Consider the following 20,362-nt stretch of genomic DNA (forward strand, 5'->3'; position numbering starts at 1 on the left):
GATCAACTTTTCTCGCCGTTTCCCAGCGAGAGTCCATGAAGCGATTCCATTCCTACCTGGCAGGATTTGCTGTTTCACTGTCGTTCCTGTGCTCCGTTGCCCACGCCGCGTCCAAGCCGGCGCTGACGGTCAAGCTGATACCGTGGCGGACACGGTGGGTGCTGCCGGTAAGCGTGGGTGGTGCAGAGCGTAAGTTGCTCTTCGACACGGGAGGTGGGCTGACACTGCTCTCTCCGGATGCGTTGAAGGGTTGCGACGCATGGGGACGTCTTACCGGCTTTCGCATGTTTGGCGACCGCGGTGACACGAAGCGGTGCTCCAACATCAGGATCGGTGTCTCGGACTACAGTGTGGTCCTGCCCGCTGTGGGCTTTATCAACCTCGGCAAGCTGAATCCGGGCGATGCGGATCTGGATGGAATCGCGTCGCTGAACCTGTTCGACGGCAAGCCGGTGACCATCGACTTTTTGAATGGACAACTTACGGTCGAGAGCCCGGAGAGTCTTGCCGAACGCACCAAAGGGATGCGGCATCTGAAGGCTCGACTGAACCGTGAGGTGCAGGGCCTGGCACTGTCGGTGATGCTGGAGGTGCCGACGTCCAAGGGCCCCGCCTACATGGAGCTGGATTCCGGCAATGGCGGCACGGTCCTGGTCGGGAAACAGGTTGCCGAGCTTTTCGGTCTGGATCCGGCCAAGGAAGCGAAGCAGACTGCGCACTTCTCCGTCGTGCCGGGCGTCGACGTGGATACGGAGGACGCGTTCACGCCGGACATCATTTTGGATGGCAATCTGGGCATGCCTTTTTTGAAGAGGTGGGTTGTCACTCTGGATCTGAAGACCGGGGATGTGTGGGTTGCTGCTGCGAAGAGACCTTCGTGAGGAGTGCTTGGCGACCCTATGCCAGAGACGCCGGCGCATGACCGCTTAGAGATGCTGCACGACGTACACCCCAGGCCTGCCACAGATGGCGTCTTTCGTGAGCCGTGATCACGTGAAGGCCGGTTGCGAGGCTGAAGCGAATGCCGCGAAGCAGTGGGTTCGCAAACCGGATGTCCGCAAGGTCCAAGTCGGAATTTGCGCGGAGGTAAGCCCTGACTTCGTCCTGAGATTTCAGGAAAGTGGCGAGAGCGTCCATGAGCGAAGGCGAGTTACCAGGCTTAATGTTGCGCGGCGCTTTCACCTTGAAGAAGGCTTTCACGGGAGGCTCAAGGTTTGCTGCGAACCAGCGTCCGACGCGTCCGGGAAGCGCAGGTCGCTGCCTGAATCTGCCGGCTTCGCGAGCACGCATGGCGGCTTCTTTCATTGCGCCGAGGTAGACCTGGTTCGTGACCGCAATGTGGTCGAGGCATTGCGCGACGCTCCATGAGTCTGGTCCAGGCCGCCAGCAGCCCTGCGCTTCGGGGAGGTCTTCCACGAGCAGCAGGGCATCGCGCTCCGCTGCGTCCAGTTGATCGTGGAGATCTGCGATCTCGGCGAAGAGTTCTGACATGGCTCCACACGCTAAGGTGCGGAAGAGAACGACGTCAATGGTTTTTGCGTTCAACCCCGCCTTCTCTATGAGGCGCCGGCCACACACGCTACGCAAAGAACGCCCTAACTGCGATAGCCTGATGCAGACATGGCAAGCGTCCGTAAGATCGTCGCACCACTGCTCGCCGCCGCCGCCGTCAGCATCCTGACGGGCTGCCGTCCCAAAGAGATGCAGCGCTGCGTGGACGAACACGACAACGTCGTTGACGACAAGCTCTGCGCCAATCTGCCTCAGAACGCTGTGCAGCAGCAGCGGCCCGACGGACATGGCGGCTTCATTCCGTTCATTCTTCCCTATCGCTACTACTATGGCGGCGGGGGCGGATATGGGATGGGTTCGCGTGTCTTTGGCGGTGGCTACCAGCCGCAACCGAACCACATCTATGGCCGGCCCGGCAGCGGGCGTGGTGGGTTTTTCAATGGCGTCACCCGCGGCGGCTTCGGGTCGCACTTTGGCGGAGGGGGCGAATAATGCAGCGGAACACAGCGAAACCGCGCGCGGACTGGCAACGCAAAGTGGAAGTGGACGGCCTCACCTTCCATTCGCCGGAGGACCTTGCCGAGCAGGGTGCCGTCTACTGGGACGAGTCGGCTTTTTACAGCTTTAATGCCGACGAGATCGACACGCTGGAGTCTGCGGCGAACGAGCTGCAGACGATGTGCCTGGCCGCCGCGCAGCACATCATCGACACGAAGCGTTACGCCGACCTGACCATTCCGCCGGAGGCTATCCCGCTGATCGAGCGGACGTGGAACAGCGAGCCGCCCGCGCTCTACGGACGCTTCGACCTGATGTATGACGGCAGCGGCCCGCCGAAGCTGCTGGAGTACAACGCCGACACCCCCACCTCGCTGATTGAGGCTGCGGTGACGCAGTGGAACTGGCTGAATGAGTGCCATGTGGGTTCCGACCAGTTCAACAGCCTGCATGAACGCCTGGTCGCGAAGTGGAAGGACATTGCGCCGTTTCTGCAGCAGCCCGTGCACTTTGCGAGCGCCGACAGCGAGGAGGATGTGCTGACCGTCGCCTATTTGCGCGATACCGCACAGGAGGCCGGGCTGGCCACCGCGCAACTGTTGATGGAAGAGATTGGCTGGGACAATGGCGCGCGGCGCTTTGTGGATCTTGAGGACCAGCCGATCCGGACGCTCTTCAAGCTGTACCCGTGGGAGTGTCTGCTCGCTGAGTCGTTCGGCCCAGACGCAATCGCTACCTACGATCGCACCACCTGGATTGAACCGATCTGGAAGATGCTGCTGGCGAACAAGGGCATACTGCCCATCCTGTGGGAGCTTTATCCGAACCATCCGCTGCTGCTGGAGGCTTACTTCGACGATCCGCACGCGATGCGCAGTTATGTCCGCAAGCCGCTGCTGAGTCGGGAGGGGGCGAATATCACGCTGGTCGCTCCGGGAGCGTCCACGAAGACGGAGGGGCGGTACGGCGAAGGACGGTTTGTCTGTCAGCAGGCAGCGCCACTCGCGACGTTCCCCGCTGCGGATGGCAGTGCGCGTTATCCGGTGCTTGGGCTTTGGATGATCGATCAGGAGTGTGGCGGCATGGGCATCCGCGAATCGCGGACACCCATTACCGGCAATCTAAGCAGCTTCGTCCCACACCTGTTCCGGTAGCGACGATTACTGCGGTGTCTGTGTGGTACCGGCTTCCGGCGTGCGGGGGCGCATGATCGTGCCCGAGCTGCCGTTCAGTCCGCGCGTTTTGCCGTTGCCCGTCGGCAGAGCACCGGTTCCGCTGTTGGCGGATGCGGCATTGCCCTGCAACGTGACGATGAGCGCCTTGGCGGGTTCGTTGGAGGCGTTGGCGTAGCTGTGCGGCGTGTTGGCGTCGAAGTAGACCGCATCGCCCGCGCCGAGCTTGTGTTTGCCCTCGCCGTGCGAAATAACCATCTCGCCTTCAAGTACATACAGGAACTCGCAGCCCGGGTGCTGGTGTGCACGCCGCGGCGTCATGTTCGGCAGGAACTCTGCGAAGTAGGGATCGAGCTGACGATCGGGGATGAGGTAGCCAAGCGATTCGAAGTAGTACGACGGATCGTCGGTTCCACTCTGCGGCAGACGGATACGGTCCTTGCCGCGCTGTACGCGGAAGAGTGTCTTCGGCTCCGGCTCGAAGAAGTAGCTCAGGTCCTTCGAGAAGACCAGCGCGATGCGTGCCAGGTTGCGCAGTGTGGGCACGACGCGGCCCGTCTCAAGCTGGGAGAGGAAGCTGGCCGAGAGGCCGGTGTGTCGGCCAAGTTCGACGAGGCCCATGGATTTCTTGAGGCGAAGCTGCTTGATGCGGTCGCCAAGACGTTTTTCAGAGATGAAGGATTCAGCAGCTTCGGCGGCGACACGAACATCTTTTTCGCCGGGCTCCTCGGGGGACGGTAGTGGTGGTGTTGCCAGCTCTTGGGGGTCGATCTGGGTTGCCATGGGTCGATATGCTCCTGACGGTCGGCAGTGTCGCAAGCCGAAAAGATGTTGTAACCCCGTCGAAAGATGTACGCGACACACTGACTGCTGGATTGGAGTGCGGCGAAATAAGTTTCGTGGCCTACGCAAACATTCGCGGCTGCGATTTTTTGTCCTGCCATAGTCGCCGGTCTGACAGGGCGATACTTCAGCCGGTGCTGCGCCATCAGCCGCGATGCTACGCTTTTGAGGTGATGCTCCCCGTCAAAGCGAAAACCATCGGGACCTGCCGCGGCACCCGTGCCCTGGCGCTCACCCCGATGCTGCTCCTGATGGTGGGTTGCGCCAGTGAGGGCCCTCTGCGGCCCCCCAGCCTGCGCCTGCCGGCAGCGGTCCGTGGACTGACGGCGCAGCGCGCCGGCGGCAACGTCGACCTGGCCTGGTCTAATCCGACACGCACCACGGATGGTGTCTCGCTTACGGGAAAACACGGCGCCGGCGATCTGGCCGCAGAGATCTGCCGCGGCGAGACTTTACCTCCCACGACCTGTGGCCCGATCGCGAAGATCCCTGTGATCGCCGGCACGCCTGGAACCTTTCACGACCCCTTGCCGGCAGCCCTCGTCGCCGGTCCGGATCGTGCCCTGCACTACCGCATCCGCGTCGTAAACGGTGAGGGTAAAGGCGCCGCCTCTGCCGATGTACTGACGGTCGCCGGCGAAGCACCGGCTCCGGTCCGCGGATTAACCGCGTCTCCCGTCGCCGGTGGGATTGCTCTTCGCTGGCAGCCTGGCGCCACTCCGCAGGACCGCACGCTGCTCCGCGTGACCCGCGGCGACGCTCCTGCCGTGGCCTTCCGCAGCAAGCCTGGCGCTCCTACTCCCTTGGCTTCGGCACCCGGCGAAAGACCGGCTGCAACGACGCTGATGGCAGTCGAGCCCGGCCCGCGCGACCCTGCTGGCGCCATCGACGCTGGTGGCCATGCCGGTGTGGAACAGCACTACATCGTCTATCGGTCGCGCTCCACGCGCATCGGCGATGCCGACCTGACTGTGAATAGCGAAGCCTCCACGGTGACCGTGGCCGCGTCCGCGCTGGCGCCTCCACCGGCTCCGCCCCTGGGCCTGGAGGCCCTGGCGAATACCCTTGGCGCACCCTCCATCGACCTCGTCTGGCAGGCGAGCGCAGAGCCCGGGGTGGAGGGCTATCTTGTCTTCCGTGCCGAAGAGACCGGTGCTCCAACGCAGTTGACCGCCACGCCCGTCCGCGGCTTCAGCTACTCCGACACCACGGCCCGGCCTGCCGTCGACTACCGCTACAGTGTTGCCGGGGTCAGTCTTGACGGACGTGCCGGCGCGCACAGCCCGGAGATTCACGCGACCATTCCCAAGCCGTAACGGCCGCTTTCGGAAGATGAATTCTCATACTCGGCTGGTCTCAGCGACTACTTATGCCCGGCCCGGGAAGCGTAGAATCAAGAAGTAGCATCGAAAATTGCAGCGATACAGCAAGGGAGATACGATGGCGACGCTCTTGGAGCAGTTGAAGCAGTACACCACGGTGGTAGCAGATACCGGTGACATGAAGTCGATGGAGAAGTTCAAGCCCACCGACGCGACCACGAACCCCTCGCTGATCACCGCAGCTGCGGGTATGTCGGAATACAGCTACATCGTCGACGACGTGCTGAAGCAGGCAAAGTCTGCCGCTGGCGCAAACTCTGACGATAAGGCCGTCGCAGCCGCCGCGTTCAAGACGCTGGCCGTAGCCTTCGGTCGCAAGATCCTTGAGATCGTCCCGGGCCGCGTTTCGACCGAAGTCGACGCCCGCCTCTCCTTCGACAAGGAGAAGACGATCGAGATGGCGCACGACATCATCAAGCAGTATGAGGATGCCGGTGTCGATCGCAAGCGCGTTCTGATCAAGATTGCCGCCACCTGGGAAGGCATCAAGGCAGCGGAAGAGCTCGAGAAGGAAGGCATTCACTGCAACCTGACGCTGCTGTTCGGCCTGCACCAGGCTGTTGCCTGCGCAGAGGCCAAGGTTACGCTGATCTCGCCGTTCGTCGGCCGCATCCTGGACTGGTACAAGAAGGACACGGGCAAGGAGTACACCGGCGCAGAAGATCCGGGCGTACAGTCCGTCACGACCATCTACAACTACTACAAGAAGTTCGGCTACAAGACCCAGGTGATGGGCGCCTCCTTCCGCAACACGGGCGAGATCATCGAGCTGGCCGGTTCGGACCTGCTGACCATCGCACCCAAGCTGCTGGCTGAGCTCGACTCGACCGAAGGCAAGCTGGAGAAGAAGCTCGACGCGACCAAGTCCGCAGCCATGGACATCCAGAAGATCCCCATGGACAAGGAGACCTTCGAGAAGATGCATGCCGAGGACCGCATGGCCCACGACAAGCTGAAGGAAGGTATCGAAGGCTTCAGCAAGGCACTCGAGGAGCTCGAAGAGCTGCTCGCCAAGCGCCTGAAGGAAATGCCCGAGCCTGCACACGCGTAAGTAGGCGGCAGTTGTTTATTTAAGAAAGGGACGGCCTCGGCCGTCCCTTTCTTGTTGCAGACGATCGCGCTTTCGTTCCGATCGTGCGCAGCGAAGCACGGCATTGCCAGCACGCATTAGCGATATCCTGCACATCATGGCTCGCCGCAACATCCCGCAGGAACAGCAGGCAGCATTTGCCACGCAGCAGCGGCAGCAGGTGGGTGCTGCCCTTTGGCTGGCGGCGGGTGTGCTGGTTTTGATCGTCTATCGCGCGGTGGTCCACGGCATGTTCGCGCAGGGTTGGTGGCGCGTTTGGTAGCTGCAGAGCCGCTTCTGATCGTCCTGGTTGGACCTACCGGCAGCGGCAAGACGGCGCTGTCGCTGACGCTTGCCGAGCGGCTGGGTGGCGAGGTCGTCTCGTGCGACTCGGTCGCGGTCTATCGCGAGATGGAACTGGGCACTGCCAAGCCTTCGCGGGAAGAACGAGCGCGTGTGCCGCATCACCTGATCGATGTGGCCTGGCCGACCGAGGAGTACACGGCAGGCGACTACGGCCGAGCCGGGCGTGCTGCCGTTGCGGACATTGCGGCGCGTGGGCATGTGCCGATTGTGGCCGGCGGAACAGGACTCTATCTGCGCGCTTTGCTGGATGGGCTGAGTCCCGTGCCGCAGCGCGATGAAGCGTTACGCGATCGCCTGCGCGCGGCTGTCGATCGTCGCGGACCGGAGTTGTTGCATCGCGTATTGCGGCGGCTGGATCCAGCGAATGCCGCGAAGATCCACGGAAATGATCTGCCGAAGCTGATCCGTGCGATCGAGGTTTCCGTGGTGGAAGGCCGGCCGATGAGCGAGGCGTGGAGCGAGCGCCGGCCGGAGCCATTGCGCGGGTTCCGTGTGGTGCAACTGGGGTTGATGCCGGATCGTGCAGCGCTTTATGCGCGGATCAATGCGCGTTGCGCGGCGATGTTTGCGGACGGCCTGGTGGAAGAGACGCGCGTGCTGACCGCGAAGTACGGCGCGACACGTGCGCTGGGTGCGCTGGGTTATGCGGAGGCGCAGGCCGTGTTGCGTGGCGAGATGACGGAGGCCGAAGCGGTTGAGCGGACGCAGATCGGCCATCGTAATTACAGCAAGCGGCAGGGCACATGGTTTCGCCGGGATCCGCGGATTCATTGGCTGAACGGCTTCGGTGTGGATGTCATGGATGAAGCTCTGAAGCTTATCGATCACCTAATCACCTAGCGGCGGGAGGTTGCGCTGCGAATGGCTGCGCCCTCTGCGGACGTGCTGCATCTGAAGGTGCATGGAATTTCGTCAGCTTGGCAAGAGTGGTTTGCATGTACCGGTGCTGTGCTTTGGCACGGGAACCTTCGGTGGATCAACGGATTTCTTCAAGGCCTGGGGCTCGACGGATGTCGCTGAGGCTCGTGAGTTAATCGATCTCTGCATGGATGCTGGTGTGAACTTTTTCGATACGGCGGACGTGTATTCCGCCGGTCACTCGGAGGAGATTCTGGGTGCGGCGATTGCCCACCTACCGCGTGAATCCGTGCTGATTTCGACGAAGGCCACGTTCCCGTTTGGCGAGGGGCCGAACAACCAGGGGTCGTCGCGGGCGCATTTGACGAAGCAGATCCATGGCAGTTTGAAGCGTCTGGGTACGGATTACATCGATGTCTTTCACATGCATGGCTTCGACGCCAACACGCCGATGGAAGAGACGCTGAGTACGCTGGATGACTTCGTGCGCCAGGGCAAGATCCGCTATATCGCCTGTTCGAACTTTAGCGGCTGGCAGTTGCAACGGTCTCTGGACATCAGCGCGCAGTACGGGTGGGCCCGGTATGCGGCGCACCAGGTCTATTACTCGCTGGTGGGTCGGGACTACGAGCATGAGCTGATGCCGCTTGGAATTGCCGAGGGCGTTGGCGCGCTGGTCTGGAGCCCGCTGGGATGGGGACGTCTGACCGGGAAGATTCGGCGCGGGCAGCCGCCGGCCGAGGGTAGCCGTGCGAAGGAAGGAACCGCGGGCGGACCGGTGGTGGAGGACGAGTATCTATATACGGTCGTCGATGCGCTGGATGCGGTCGCGGGGGAGACGGGCAAGTCGGTGCCGCAGGTGGCACTGAACTGGTTGTTGCGGAAGCCCACGATCAGCAGCCTGATCATTGGCGCTCGCAATGCCGAGCAGTTGAAGGCGAACCTGGCGGCGGCGAGCTTCACGCTGTCAACAGAGCAGGTGCAAAAGCTGGACCAGGCGAGTGAGCGGCCGGTGCCGTATCCCTACTGGCATCAGCGTCAGTTCGGGCAGTTGAACCCTGCTCCGCCGAGTTATCGCTAGGCAGGATAACGAGTTACGTTGATCACGACTGCAGGATTACGCTAGCCCCCGGCCACCGATGCCGGGGGCTACGACTTTGGTACTGAAGAATGGCCCTAACGGTCGACTGCGTGTGGGAGTACCCTCGCATCCAACGATCCATTGGTCCTACCCCGCACGACCCCTGTATTACTGCACGACTGATGGCGACTGCCTGAACAAATCAAAGCTTTTCAGGACCCCCGAATGAGTGACCACCGTTGTGCTGCCTGCTCCAAGGGCAGGATGTTTCGAAGCGGACGACGCGGCTTATGGGAGAACTACGTCCTCCCCCTTATGGGCAAGTACCCCTGGCGTTGTGGCTTCTGCCGCACGCGTGTGATGTTGACCGACCGCGGACCGGAGCGGCAGTACGTTCGAAACAGCCCGTCGAAGCCTGTGGACGCAGAGACCGAGGGTATCTAGGCCCACGATCCATCCTCGCGTACGGTTCCCGACAGACGGGATTGCCCCTTCTGCGCCTCCGAATCCAGCAACCATGCGGGTTTTGTGGTGCCGCGCGTATACTTGTGGGTGATGCAATCTTCTGATGGCGGCCGTTCCGGCGCGCCCACATGCTCCGCTCCTATGCCGATTTCTTCCTTTAACGCGAAGCCCGCGATGCACCCGTACGACCAGGCCGAGGGTCGGCGCATCCGGTCGACCACGGTGCTGTGTGTGCGCCGCAACGGCTCGGTGGTGATGGCTGCGGACGGCCAAGTGACGCTTGGCTCTGCGGTGATGAAGTCGAGCGCGAAGAAGCTGCGCCGTCTGTACCAGGACAAGGTGCTGGCCGGATTCGCGGGTTCGACGGCCGATGCGTTCTCTCTGTTCGCACGCTTTGAGAGCAAGCTGGAGCAGTTCGCCGGCAACCTGCCGCGCGCTGCGGTGGAGCTTGCAAAGGACTGGCGCACGGATAAGCTGCTTCGCCAACTGGAAGCGTTGCTGCTGATCGCGGACAAGGAACACATGTACCTGCTGGGCGGCAATGGCGATGTCATCGAGCCGGACCAGATCGAGGGCGGCAGCATCATGACCATCGGCAGCGGTGGCAGCTTTGCGCAGAGTGCCGCACAGGCGCTGCTGGAGAACACCGATCTTTCCGCTCGCCAGATCGTCGAGAAGAGCATGAAGATTGCTGCGGAGATCTGTATCTATACGAACGAGAACATTACAGTGGAGGAGCTTTAATGGCCATCTACCTCCCCGGAGTAGCAGAAGACCAGGCCGTCAATCTGGAAGAGATGACGCCTCGCGAGATTGTTGCGGAGCTGGATAAGTACGTGGTCGGTCAGCATGCGGCGAAGCGTGCCGTTGCCATTGCGCTGCGCAATCGTCAGCGCCGGCAGAAGCTGCCGCCTGAGATTGCCGACGAGATCATGCCGAAGAACATCATCATGATCGGACCGACGGGCGTTGGTAAGACGGAGATTGCAAGACGGTTAGCCAAGCTAACTAACTCACCGTTCCTGAAGGTGGAAGCCAGCAAGTTCACCGAGGTCGGCTATGTCGGCCGCGATGTGGAATCGATTGTGCGCGACTTGGTCGAGACATCGATCGAGATGGTGCGCGAAGAGAAGCTGGAAGAGGTGGAAGACAAGGCGGAGATGGTTGCGGAGGAGCGTCTGCTGGATCTGCTGCTGCCGCCCGCACCGCTGGATACGCTGAAGTCTGCTGCGGAGAAGAAGTCGGATGGCACAGCGCAGGATGCGGGTCATACGGGCGATGCCGTGACGGATGCGCAGCCGCCGGTTGCGATTGACTTCGATGCTGCGACTGCAAAGCCGGAGGAGCCGAAGTCGCTGGATGCGACGCGCGAGAAGCTGCGTACGCAGTTCCGCGAGGGCAAACTGGACGATCGCATGGTGGAGATCGATGCGCGCGACCGCAATCAGCCTGCGTTTGAGATTGTGGGCGTGGGCGGCAGCGAAGATGCCGATGTGAACCTGAAGGACCTGTTGCCTGGTCTGTTCGGATCGCGCTCACGCAAGCGGAAGATGAAGGTCTCCGAGGCCTTTGAATACCTCATCAGTGAAGAAGAGGGCCGCCTGATCGATATGGAGCAGGTGACGCGCACAGCGATTGAGCGCGTGGAAGACAGCGGCATCGTCTTCCTGGATGAGATCGATAAGATCGCCGGCCGTGAGGGCGGACATGGGCCGGATGTGAGTCGTGAGGGTGTGCAGCGCGACATTCTGCCGATTGTGGAAGGCACCACGGTCAACACGAAGTATGGCTTTGTTTCGACGGACCACATCCTGTTCATTGCAGCGGGTGCGTTCCATGTGTCGAAGCCGAGCGATCTGATTCCGGAGTTGCAGGGCCGCTTCCCGATTCGTGTGGAGCTGCAGTCGTTGACCGTTGAGGACTTCATCCGGATTCTTACGGAGCCGAAGTCTTCGCTGGTGAAGCAGTCGATTGCGCTGCTGGAGACGGAGGGTCTGAAGCTGGAGTTCAAGCCGGAAGCTCTGGAAGAGATGGCGAACTTTGCCTTCAGCGTGAACGAGACGACGGAGAATATTGGTGCGCGTCGTTTGCACACGATTATGGAGCGCGTTCTGGATGAGATCAGCTTCCAGGCGCCGGACCTGATCAAGAATGCGAAGCCTGCGGAAAACGGTGTGGTGGCGCAGGTGGAACCGAGTACCCTGCAGAAGCCGAAGGGCACGCCGGAGACCGAAGCACCGCAGCATCCGCTGCCGGTGATCGAACGGCAGGTTGAAGGCGGCGTGGAACGCGTGGTCGTGATCGATCCGGAGTATGTGCGGCAGCAGGTTGCGGCAATTGTTAAGAACCAGGATTTGAGTCGTTACATTTTGTAGGGCTTTCTCAACAGGACTTAGGGGCCGCAGCGGAAGCTGCGGCTTCTTTGCGTTTGCGTGCTGCGGATCCCAGGAGACGGATCGCTGTGCGATACGTTTCGTGCGCAGTGTTGCGTGGTGTGTGATTTTGGGCGTATGCTGCGCGGCAGCAAGGTGTCTCTCGCCTTGAAGCCTACCCTCTGGCGCGCGCCGTTCTGCAGTGATGTTTGCTGTGGCGGCCAACACCCCTCTGGATCTGCTCCAGACGAGCATCTTCAAAACGTACCCCACACGTTAGGGAGTTGCCATGAGTCTTATCTCACGCAGTACCGGTATTCATAATCACCTGGCGCCTCGCAAGAAGCATCTGTCCTCGCATTCAGGCAGTCATGCCGCGCAGGACGCCGGTGGCTCTACGAACCCCGCTGATATGCCGCAGCGCGAACGCCCGTTTGCTCCCCTGCAGTTCGATGAAAAGAGTGAGGTCACGTCGAAGCCTCCGGCCTACAAGTCCATCTTTCATCTGTAAGGCGCCTCATCTCCCAGGTTTAATGACACCGGTCCTGCTGCGCGCGGGACCGTGTCTGCGTTGATGCCCGTAGACCGGTTGCATCGGCAATGAAGTTGTATCTGCAACGAACGACGGCCCCGGCGAGTGATCGCCGGGGCCGTCGTTCGTGTGGGTCCTATCTGGGTGCGGGTGGCGTGGCGCCATTCATGGCGGCGTCTGCCGTGCCGATGCGTCCGGTGGCAGAGACACGGACGACAAAGCGTGCACGGACAGCCTTGGGATCGTGCTCGAGCAGGAAGTGAAAGGTGACGTCGCGGATGAGCGGGCCGGTGGGTGGCACTTCTCCGCCTGCGGGGACCTTGATGCTGCGTGCGATCTGTTTGAGCTGCTTGTTCTTCTTGTCGAAGGTGGTGGCGAGGACGACGACCTCGGTGTGGCGTGGCTCGGTATCGGTTGCCGGGGTCCAGACGAGGCCCTTGCCTTCGACGTGGACGTTGAAGGCGTCGGGGTTTGCGGGGTCAGGCGTGAGGGTGAGCGGGACGCCGTCATAGACCATGTTGCTGGTGTCCGCGGCCATCAGCTCAAAGGCGAGGCGGCGCGACGGGTTGGTGGGGTTCACGCGGGCGGGGCCCATCTGGACGTAGTAGCCTTCGCGGGTGGTTGCGGTGAGGTCCGGGCGGCTGAGTGTGATCTTGATGCGGCGGAACTTCTTGGGATCGACCGAGTCGTTGCCGGGGCGGTAGGTGAGCGAGTAGAAGCTGGCGCCGTCGCGAATGCCGTTGGCGATCTCGGTGTCAACGTCGTTGCGGCCGTAGAAGGTGCGTCCGCCGGTGGCCACGGCGAGTTTGCTGAACTGGTAGTTGCCGCCGAAGGGATCGTTGAAGGCAGCGTCCGAGCCATAGTTGCCGCCGGGTGTGACGGTGAGGCCGGCGGGGTCGACGGTGTAAAGGGTCACGCGGGCGTCGCGCAGTTCGTTGACGCACTGTTGGACGGCGTTGTTGACACGAACCTCGGTGTCGACCGGGCCGTTGACGAAGTTGTAGGCGGGAAATCCGCGGCCAATCCAGATCATGTTCTTGTGGCCGGGATGGCCGATGACGGCTTCTGCGACGCGTGTGAGTGTGCCGAAGGCGGCGCTGAAGCGCTCAGCCACCCAGCCGCCCTGATGCACCTGCCAGGGGTAGGCGACGAAGTGGTGATCGAGCGCGTTGATGAGCTTCGACTTGTCCTGTGTGTAGTCGACGAGGACGCTGAAGCTGGTGAGGTTGACCGCGATCAGCATCGTTGGTGTGTCGAGTTTGTCGGGCTGCTTCGCGAGGAGCTTCTTCAGGGAGTAACGCGCGAAGGCCATGTCCTCAAAGCGGGTGTTGAACTCGTCGAGCAGGAGGATGTTGACGGGGGCCTGAGGCGCGAGCCGGTCGAGGTCAGCGGTGGAGTTGATGTCGGCGGCGGGAGGAACCGTGTGGCGGCCTGCGTCTTCGAAGTTGAGGATGGTCTGCGGCTGGTCCATCTCCGTGACGTGGAAGTCGTCGCGGGTAAGTCCGTTGACGACGTTGCCCGATTTGTCGGTGACGACAACATCCAGGACGACGAGCCGGGCAGAGCGGCGAATGGTGAAGGAGCCGTCGGCTGCCTTGGCCGGCTGGGCTGCATTGCCGGGCTGCGCTGGAGGTGCGCTGCCGGAGGCAGGCGGCTGAGCGGGCGGCTGCGTGGTGGGAGTCGGTGTCGCGGGGTTTGGCGACGGCGTCTGGGACCAGGTTGGAAGCGTGAGAGTCGCAGCGCCGAGAACGAGAGTGCAGGCGAGATTCCGGGCGAAGTTCAACAGGGGCAATTGAAGCACTACGCGTACCACCTTTCACGGACACCGCACGTTGACTTCAGCAGGCCCGGTGCTTCCCTCTACTTGTTTAGGTGGAGTTCCTGAAGAGGCGGCTTTGGTTCGGGTGGTCCGTTCCTCCACCGGATGAGGTGGAGGATCAGCGGGAATAGGCCGAGAAGTAGTCCACCGAGGCTGATGAGTCCTTGTTGAGAGACGATCATTTCTTCGCGCTCCGTGGTGCCGGACCGTTGCGCGCTGGGCAACGGCGAGTAGGAGCAGCATACTGGCGCGCAAGCGAACCGGCCATCCATGGGATGGCTGTGGCAGAAATCAGCGTGTGCAGAGATCGGGATTGCGCTGAGCGCCGGACGAAGTGTTACTGCGCTTCGCCCTGGCCGTCTTTGTTGATCCGGAACTCGATGCGGAGTTCGAGATTGGGGCCGTGGAATTCCTTGGGCAGGGGCTGCGCCTGGCCGAGGCCGGTGATGGAGCCCCAGGCCGCGCGGTCGATTGCAACGTCATGCGTGGAGTAGTCCAGGTGCATGGCGCCGATCTTGCCGTCGGGCAGGATGGTGAAGCGGACGCCGGTGATGCCCTGCTTATTGAGCGGCGGGCGGCACTCTTCAGGAATGAGTGGAAGCCAGTTGCGGCGGACGTCGCTCAGCAGGCGGTTGAGGTACTTGCCGAAGTCGACGCCCTGCATGTCCGACAGGACCTTGACGCCCTGATCTGCGCCACCCTGGCGAGCTGGGCCGTTGGAGCCATAGTCACCGCCTGGGCCACCGCGTGCACCGCGTGCCGCATCGGCGATGGCTTCGCCGGCGCTCTTCTGGCCGCCGAAGATGTTCTTACTCGCCGTAGGTGATGCCGAAGGGGCATCCGCCAGCGGCGGCGTGGGCCGACTGGGCTGCGGCGTTGGCGGCGTGTTGCGTGTCTGCTGGGGCGGTGGCTGCTGCTGAGGCTGTTGCGGCTGCTGCGGAGCCTGCTGTTTGGGCTGAGCGGGCTGCGGCGTGGGTTTGGGAGCGGGCGCCGCAGGCTGGCCAGGGGCAGGTTGAGGAGCCTGCGGGCTGGGCTTGGGACTCTGCGAACGCGTGGTTTTCTCGCTGACGTTGGGCGTCGGCCTGGGCGGCTTGGTCTGCTTTGGCAGATCGGGCGGCGTATCCAGGTACGTCATGGTGCTGCGGCGATCAGGCGGCGACTGCACGATAACGGGGGGATGCCACAGGTAGCGCGGACCGTAGATGATGACCCAGCCGAGGATCAGCCAGACGATGACCGAGATGTAGACGGCTTCGCGGAAGCGCGCACGGGTGCGCTCGACATCGACTTCGTCCAGCAGCATGACCAGTTCGTGCTGGTGCAGCTCCTCATAGCGGCCACGACGGAACCTGCGACCGCCGGACGCCGTTTCGGGCGTGTCGTTGGGCCGTGCTGTTTCCTGGGTGCTGTCCTCGCCGGGAGGTGTCTCGAGATGGGCCACGCGTATGTACGGTTTCTTCAAAGGTTAGGACGTGAGCCGGAGCCGATTCGTTTCGAACGGCGCGGCTTGACGCCCGTGGCGCAACCTTATTCTCTCACCCCGGCAGGCAGACCCGGGCGGCCGTGACGCGTAGAATAGCCCGGAGATGCTTCACTTGCACGTAATTGCGGCCCTTCTGCAGACAGACGCCACCGCACACGCCGCTCCCCATGTTGCCGCCCATGGCGGAGCGCTGAAGCACATCAGTGAAAACCTGAAACACTTCTTCGAACGGTTCGGTATCTGGGGCCTGGCGGCGATTGCGCTGCTGGATTCGGCACTGCTGCCCATGCCGTGGCAGGTGCTGCTGATCTCGAATGTACACAGCAATCCTTCACGGTTCCTGATCTACCCGGTGGTTGCGGCGGTTGCGTCGGCAATCGGCAGCCTGGTTCCGTTCTATGTCGGCCGGCTGGGCGGCGAGATCTTCCTGCTGGGAAAGATCAACCGCGAGCGCTATGAGCGGCTGCGCGACCGGTTCGAGCGGCAGGAGTTCCTGGCCATCTTCGTTCCGGCGATGGGACCGCCACCGACGCCGATCAAGCTGTTCGAGTTCTGCGCGGGTGTCTTTGAGATGAAACCGCTGACCTTCCTGGTCGCGATTCTGCTGGGCAAGCTGGTGCAGTTCACGATCTACGCGGTGATCACGCACGTGTACGGTCCCGGCGCGCTGGGAGCCGTCACATCCGCCCTGCGCGGACATACGCACCTGATCTTCACTGTAGCGGGCCTGCTGCTGGCCGGCATCGCAATCTGGGTCGTCCGGAAGCTCTTCGATCGCCGTCGCGGCACGCGGCTGCCGATTGAGGAAGAAGAGAACGACGGTAAGACGGTGATTGTGGAGGAGTAGCGGACCTACTCCCTCCTACTTTTGCAGCGGTCGACCCGCTCCTACTTCTGCTTGTAAAAGAACTTCTCCACGGCCAGCCAGTTATCGACGCGGGTCCACTCCGTCACGTACTTGTTGTGCGGTGCGGTGAAGAGCAGGCCGCGGCCGTTGAACATGCGCAGTTGCCGTGGATTGTCGTCGATGAGGAAGTCTGAGGCGAGGATCGACTTGTTGCCGCAGAAGACCATGTGCGACGGCCGGATGAAGGGAAAGTGCTGCTCCATCCACCGGTATTTCGCGGTGAAGCTGGCTGGGACCTCCATGGCGGCAGAGGCGATGAAGACCTCGTGGTCACGGCTCAGGCGTTCGAGAACCCGCTGCGCGTCGGGCATGACGGTCAGGGCGCCGAAGAACTCGGGCTCGTTCAGGTAGCCGCCCAGTGCCTCGTGGTGCTCCGGCGGGACGCACTGCCAGAGCCACTTGCCGTCCAGGTCCTCGTGGGTCAGCTCTGCGCCAAAGTCGGCGTTGTAGCGGCGGATGTGCTCGGCCACGGTGTCCGCCATGACCTCATCCATATCGACTGCGATCCTTGCCATTGCCTCACCCTAGCATTTCCGGCGGGGCACCGGCAAAGACGCGGTCCGGTGAACAAATCTGCATCCCGGTACTTTCCGGACGAATCGAAACAAGAACATGGCATCCGCAACAGTAGAAGAGACAGGCCAATCGGCTGAGGTGCAGGCTGCGGCGCAGGTGCACTGGACGCCCAAGCACAACAAGTGGCTGATTGCCCTGACGGTGACGCTCGCCACCTTTATGGAGGTGCTGGACACCTCCATTGCGAACGTGGCGCTGCCGCACATTGCCGGCGGCCTGGGTGCCTCGCAGGACGAAGCGACGTGGGTGATCACCAGTTACCTGGTGGCGAACGCGATTATTCTTCCCGCTTCGGCGTACCTGACGACCTTTATTGGCCGGAAAAAGTTCTACATGATGTGCGTCGTCATCTTCGGCATCTCGTCGATGATGTGCGGCCTGGCGATCTCGCTGCCCATGCTGATCGTCTTCCGCCTGATCCAGGGTGCGGGTGGCGGTGGCCTGGGACCGAGCGAACAGGCGATCCTGGCCGACACCTTTGAACCGAAAGAACGCGGGCAGGCCTTTGCGCTGTACGGCCTGGCGGTCGTCGCCGCGCCGGCCATTGGACCGACGCTGGGTGGCTGGATCACCGATAACTACGACTGGCGATGGATCTTCTTCATCAATGTGCCGGTTGCGATCCTTTCGCTGATCCTGACCAGCCGCATGGTGGAGGACCCGCCGCACATTGTGGCCGAGGTCGCCGAGAGTAAGCGCAAGGGTCTGAACCTGGACTATGTGGGCTTCGGTCTGCTGGCGCTGGGCTTTGGATCGCTGGAGTTTGTACTGGATAAGGGCCAGGAGGATGACTGGTTCGGATCGCACATGATCACGGCCTTCATCATCGTCTGCGTGGTCTCGCTGGTGTCGTTGATCATCTGGTCGCTGGTACAGGCGCGCAAGGGCAACCGGCCCATTTTGAACCTGACGTTGTTCCGGCGGAAGTCGTTCGCGATCGCCTTCACACTGCTGTTTGTGCTGGGCTTCTCGCTGTACTCGTCGACCGTGCTGATCCCGCAGTTTGTGCAGACGCTGCTGGGGTATACGGCAGAGCTGGCCGGATTTGTGATGTCGCCGGGTGGGCTGATCATCATGTTCATGATGCCGGTGGTGGGCCTGCTGATTACGCGTGTGGACCCGCGTGTGATGATCTCGTTCGGCTTCCTGTTGATGACGAGTTCGCTCTTCGCCATGCACCAGATGCTGGCACTGAACTCATCGTTCAAGACAGTGATGTGGCTGCGCGTGTGGCAGGGTGCGTCGCTTGCCTTCCTGTTTATCCCGATCAATACGATCAGCTACAACGGCGTGCCGCGATCGCAGAACAATGACGTGAGCGGCCTGTCGAACCTGGCGCGTAACGTGGGCGGATCGGTGGGTACGGCGTTTGTGTCGACCATGCTGGCGCGACGCTCGCAGGCTCACCAGCAGAACATGACGATGAATATGGGTTCCGGCAACACGGCGTATAACGACCGCATTAGCGGTATCGCCGGATATCTGCAGAGCCATGGCACGGCTGCAGTTGCGAACCATTCGGACGCGATTGCCGCGGCGCAGGGCAACGTTTACAACATGCTGCACAGCCAGACGCAGATGCTGGCGTACCTGGACATCATTGCGGTGCTGGCCGTCTTTACGACGGTGATGGTGCCGCTGGTGTGGCTGGTGCCGAAGCCCGCACCGGCGTCCAGCGAGACGATGGCGCACTAGTCTGCCGCAGTCCGTTGAACGGGAAGGTCCAGCCTAATCGCTGGGCCTTCCCTGTTTTGGAGGACGTTCCCAGAACAGCAGTGGCGGAATCCGGCGCACCGGCTTTTGGAACTTCAATCCTGCCAGATCGTCCAATCCCTCGGAGCTACCCATTTCGCAAGGCGTACCATCACGGCAGGGCTGCCGTGCGTCGTATCTGCCTGACACAGAAGAGGCAAGACCTTGGCCGACGCCGTACCCGCAACGCTCACGGAGACCATTTCAACCCCAATCACGACCGTCCGGTCGCTGACGGAGTGGCGGGAGCGCGTTGCGCAGCGCGAAGCGAAGGTCGGCATCATCGGTCTGGGGTATGTCGGCCTGCCGCTGACGCTGTTGTTCTCAAGCGAGGGGTTTCGCGTTACCGGCTTCGACGTCGACACGACCAAGGTCGACAGGCTGAACCGCGGCGAGAGCTACATCTGGCGGATTGAGCCGGACCACATTGCCGCTGCCAAGGCCAAGGGATTTACCGCTACTACTGACTTCGCGCACATCGCCGAGATGGATGCCGTACTGATCTGCGTGCCGACGCCGCTGACCGATCATCACGCTCCGGATCTGAGCTACGTGGAAGCGACCGTGCACGCGATTGCGCCGTATGTGCGCGCCGGCCAGTTGATCGTGCTGGAGAGCACGACGTATCCGGGCACGACGGAAGAGATCGTCGTCCGGATCCTGATGGAGGCGGGCGCGAAGCGGGATGTGCAGGTGCAGATTGCTCCGCCCGAGGCCAAGGAGCAGATTGACGGCGTCCTGGTCGCCTTCTCGCCCGAGCGCGAGGACCCGGGCAACATGATCACGCCGCGCCGCGAGATCCCTAAGGTTGTGGGCGGCATGGACGCTACGGCGACCGAGGCTGCGTGCGCGCTCTATGGCTCCATCTTCACGCGGACAGTACCGGTGAGTTCGCCTGCCACGGCCGAGATGACGAAGCTGCTGGAGAACATCTATCGCAGCGTGAACATTGCGCTGGTAAACGAGATGAAGCAGCTCTGCATGAAGATGGGCGTGGATATCTGGGAGGTGGTGGACGCTGCGGCGACCAAGCCGTTCGGCTTCCAGGCGTTCTATCCCGGGCCGGGCATTGGTGGCCACTGCATCCCGGTCGACCCGTTCTACCTGACGTGGAAGGCGAAGGAGTACGGCTTCACCACGCGCTTTATCCAGTTGGCGGGTGAGGTCAATGAAGAGATGCCGATCTTCGTGGTGCGGCAGGTGGCGCTTGCGCTGAACGACCGCAGCATTGCCATGAAGGGTGCCAAGGTGCTGGTGCTGGGTGTTGCGTACAAGGCGGACGTGGACGATCTGCGCGAGTCGCCGGCGCTGGTGATGATTGAACAGTTGCAGAGCCTGGGCTGCGACGTCAGCTACAACGATCCCTTCTTCCCCTTCGTCGGGCATGGCCGCAAGTACGCGCTGAACATGCACTCTACGCCGCTGGATCGCGTGGGTGAGTTCGACTGCGTGGTGATTGCTACCGATCACTCTTCTTATGAGATGGATCAGATAGTTGCGGACGCAAAGCTGGTGGTAGACTCGCGAAACGCCACGCGACATATTGCCTCGCCGAAGATTGTGCGCTGCTAACTTAGCGCCACACTCTGGGGCGTGGAACCGTGTCCGCGCAGGCGAGCGGCCTTATCGAGCTGCACTCTGAAGCACCTTTGAATCTGTTCTTTTCTGCCAAAGC

Annotated in this window: 20 protein-coding genes; 15 read left to right on the top strand and 5 right to left on the bottom strand. The window is 62.0% G+C overall.

Annotation, left to right across the window (positions count from 1 at the left end; genetic code table 11):
• The first annotated feature begins 35 nt into the window (after positions 1-35).
• Positions 36-881: a hypothetical protein gene (locus TERRO_RS20545; protein ID WP_014787641.1), complete on the top strand. Its 846-nt coding sequence runs from the start codon at positions 36-38 to the stop codon at positions 879-881.
• A gap of 16 nt (positions 882-897) precedes the next feature.
• On the opposite strand, the gene TERRO_RS20550 is transcribed toward TERRO_RS20545, so the two are convergent.
• The gene (locus tag TERRO_RS20550; RefSeq protein ID WP_014787642.1) at positions 898-1,491 is read right to left on the bottom strand and encodes a DinB family protein; all 594 of its coding nucleotides are present in this window, start codon (positions 1,489-1,491) and stop codon (positions 898-900) included.
• A 129-nt stretch (positions 1,492-1,620) separates the two neighbouring features.
• Here TERRO_RS20550 and TERRO_RS20555 point away from each other — a divergent pair, with 129 nt between their 5' ends.
• Together TERRO_RS20555 and TERRO_RS20560 are read left to right on the top strand one after the other, a co-directional pair.
• Positions 1,621-2,004: a hypothetical protein gene (locus TERRO_RS20555; RefSeq protein WP_014787643.1), complete on the top strand. Its 384-nt coding sequence runs from the start codon at positions 1,621-1,623 to the stop codon at positions 2,002-2,004.
• Entirely contained in the window at positions 2,004-3,164 is a 1,161-nt protein-coding gene (locus tag TERRO_RS20560) for a glutathionylspermidine synthase family protein (protein WP_014787644.1), read from the top strand. The genes TERRO_RS20555 and TERRO_RS20560 overlap by 1 nt, the downstream gene beginning before the upstream one ends.
• 6 nt (positions 3,165-3,170) lie before the next feature.
• Here the strand turns inward: TERRO_RS20560 and TERRO_RS20565 are convergent, their stop codons facing one another.
• Positions 3,171-3,965 (bottom strand): helix-turn-helix domain-containing protein, encoded by a 795-nt coding sequence (locus tag TERRO_RS20565; RefSeq protein WP_014787645.1) that lies wholly within the window; start codon positions 3,963-3,965, stop codon positions 3,171-3,173.
• Positions 3,966-4,198: 233 nt separating this feature from the next.
• On the opposite strand from TERRO_RS20565, the gene TERRO_RS20570 reads away from it, so the two are divergent.
• The 9 genes from TERRO_RS20570 (at position 4,199) to TERRO_RS20605 (ending at position 12,129) form a co-directional block, all read left to right on the top strand.
• Positions 4,199-5,341, top strand: a complete 1,143-nt coding sequence (locus tag TERRO_RS20570) for a fibronectin type III domain-containing protein (RefSeq protein WP_014787646.1) — start codon at positions 4,199-4,201, stop codon at positions 5,339-5,341.
• 124 nt (positions 5,342-5,465) lie between these two features.
• A complete protein-coding gene (locus TERRO_RS20575) occupies positions 5,466-6,458 on the top strand; it encodes a transaldolase (RefSeq protein ID WP_014787647.1) in 993 nt (330 codons plus the stop codon).
• Positions 6,459-6,594: 136 nt separating this feature from the next.
• Positions 6,595-6,759 (top strand): hypothetical protein, encoded by a 165-nt coding sequence (locus tag TERRO_RS20580; RefSeq protein WP_014787648.1) that lies wholly within the window; start codon positions 6,595-6,597, stop codon positions 6,757-6,759.
• Complete coding sequence (miaA, locus tag TERRO_RS20585; RefSeq protein ID WP_245536158.1) at positions 6,744-7,682, top strand: tRNA (adenosine(37)-N6)-dimethylallyltransferase MiaA; 939 nt, start codon at positions 6,744-6,746, stop codon at positions 7,680-7,682. The genes TERRO_RS20580 and miaA overlap by 16 nt, the downstream gene beginning before the upstream one ends.
• Before the next feature lie 61 nt (positions 7,683-7,743).
• Positions 7,744-8,781 (top strand): aldo/keto reductase, encoded by a 1,038-nt coding sequence (locus TERRO_RS20590; RefSeq protein WP_014787650.1) that lies wholly within the window; start codon positions 7,744-7,746, stop codon positions 8,779-8,781.
• Between the two features lie 225 nt (positions 8,782-9,006).
• Positions 9,007-9,225, top strand: coding sequence for a hypothetical protein (locus TERRO_RS23355; RefSeq protein WP_014787651.1), 219 nt, complete (start codon positions 9,007-9,009; stop codon positions 9,223-9,225).
• A gap of 162 nt (positions 9,226-9,387) precedes the next feature.
• Positions 9,388-9,990 carry an ATP-dependent protease subunit HslV gene (gene hslV / locus TERRO_RS20595; RefSeq protein ID WP_014787652.1) on the top strand — a complete coding sequence of 201 codons (603 nt, stop codon included), beginning with the start codon at positions 9,388-9,390 and terminating at the stop codon, positions 9,988-9,990.
• Positions 9,990-11,621, top strand: coding sequence for an ATP-dependent protease ATPase subunit HslU (gene hslU / locus TERRO_RS20600; RefSeq protein WP_014787653.1), 1,632 nt, complete (start codon positions 9,990-9,992; stop codon positions 11,619-11,621). Before hslV ends, hslU begins: the two co-directional genes overlap by 1 nt.
• Before the next feature lie 286 nt (positions 11,622-11,907).
• A complete protein-coding gene (locus TERRO_RS20605; RefSeq protein WP_014787654.1) occupies positions 11,908-12,129 on the top strand; it encodes a hypothetical protein in 222 nt (73 codons plus the stop codon).
• Between the two features lie 157 nt (positions 12,130-12,286).
• Here TERRO_RS20605 and TERRO_RS20610 read toward each other — a convergent pair whose 3' ends face one another.
• Both TERRO_RS20610 and TERRO_RS20615 read right to left on the bottom strand, forming a co-directional pair.
• Positions 12,287-13,951: a VWA domain-containing protein gene (locus tag TERRO_RS20610; protein ID WP_014787655.1), complete on the bottom strand. Its 1,665-nt coding sequence runs from the start codon at positions 13,949-13,951 to the stop codon at positions 12,287-12,289.
• A gap of 355 nt (positions 13,952-14,306) precedes the next feature.
• Positions 14,307-15,410 carry an energy transducer TonB gene (locus tag TERRO_RS20615; protein WP_174277927.1) on the bottom strand — a complete coding sequence of 368 codons (1,104 nt, stop codon included), beginning with the start codon at positions 15,408-15,410 and terminating at the stop codon, positions 14,307-14,309.
• A 145-nt stretch (positions 15,411-15,555) separates the two neighbouring features.
• On the opposite strand from TERRO_RS20615, the gene TERRO_RS20620 reads away from it, so the two are divergent.
• Positions 15,556-16,299 carry a YqaA family protein gene (locus TERRO_RS20620; RefSeq protein WP_157178476.1) on the top strand — a complete coding sequence of 248 codons (744 nt, stop codon included), beginning with the start codon at positions 15,556-15,558 and terminating at the stop codon, positions 16,297-16,299.
• Between the two features lie 41 nt (positions 16,300-16,340).
• On the opposite strand, the gene TERRO_RS20625 is transcribed toward TERRO_RS20620, so the two are convergent.
• Complete coding sequence (locus TERRO_RS20625; protein WP_014787658.1) at positions 16,341-16,874, bottom strand: 5' nucleotidase, NT5C type; 534 nt, start codon at positions 16,872-16,874, stop codon at positions 16,341-16,343.
• Between the two features lie 97 nt (positions 16,875-16,971).
• Here TERRO_RS20625 and TERRO_RS20630 point away from each other — a divergent pair, with 97 nt between their 5' ends.
• Both TERRO_RS20630 and TERRO_RS20635 read left to right on the top strand, forming a co-directional pair.
• A complete protein-coding gene (locus TERRO_RS20630; RefSeq protein WP_014787659.1) occupies positions 16,972-18,630 on the top strand; it encodes a DHA2 family efflux MFS transporter permease subunit in 1,659 nt (552 codons plus the stop codon).
• 222 nt (positions 18,631-18,852) lie between these two features.
• On the top strand, positions 18,853-20,259 hold the full coding sequence (locus TERRO_RS20635) for a nucleotide sugar dehydrogenase (protein WP_014787660.1): 1,407 nt from the start codon (positions 18,853-18,855) through the stop codon (positions 20,257-20,259).
• The last annotated feature ends 103 nt before the right edge of the window (positions 20,260-20,362 follow it).

It is taken from the genome of Terriglobus roseus DSM 18391, assembly GCF_000265425.1.
In the GTDB taxonomy this organism is placed as follows: domain Bacteria; phylum Acidobacteriota; class Terriglobia; order Terriglobales; family Acidobacteriaceae; genus Terriglobus; species Terriglobus roseus.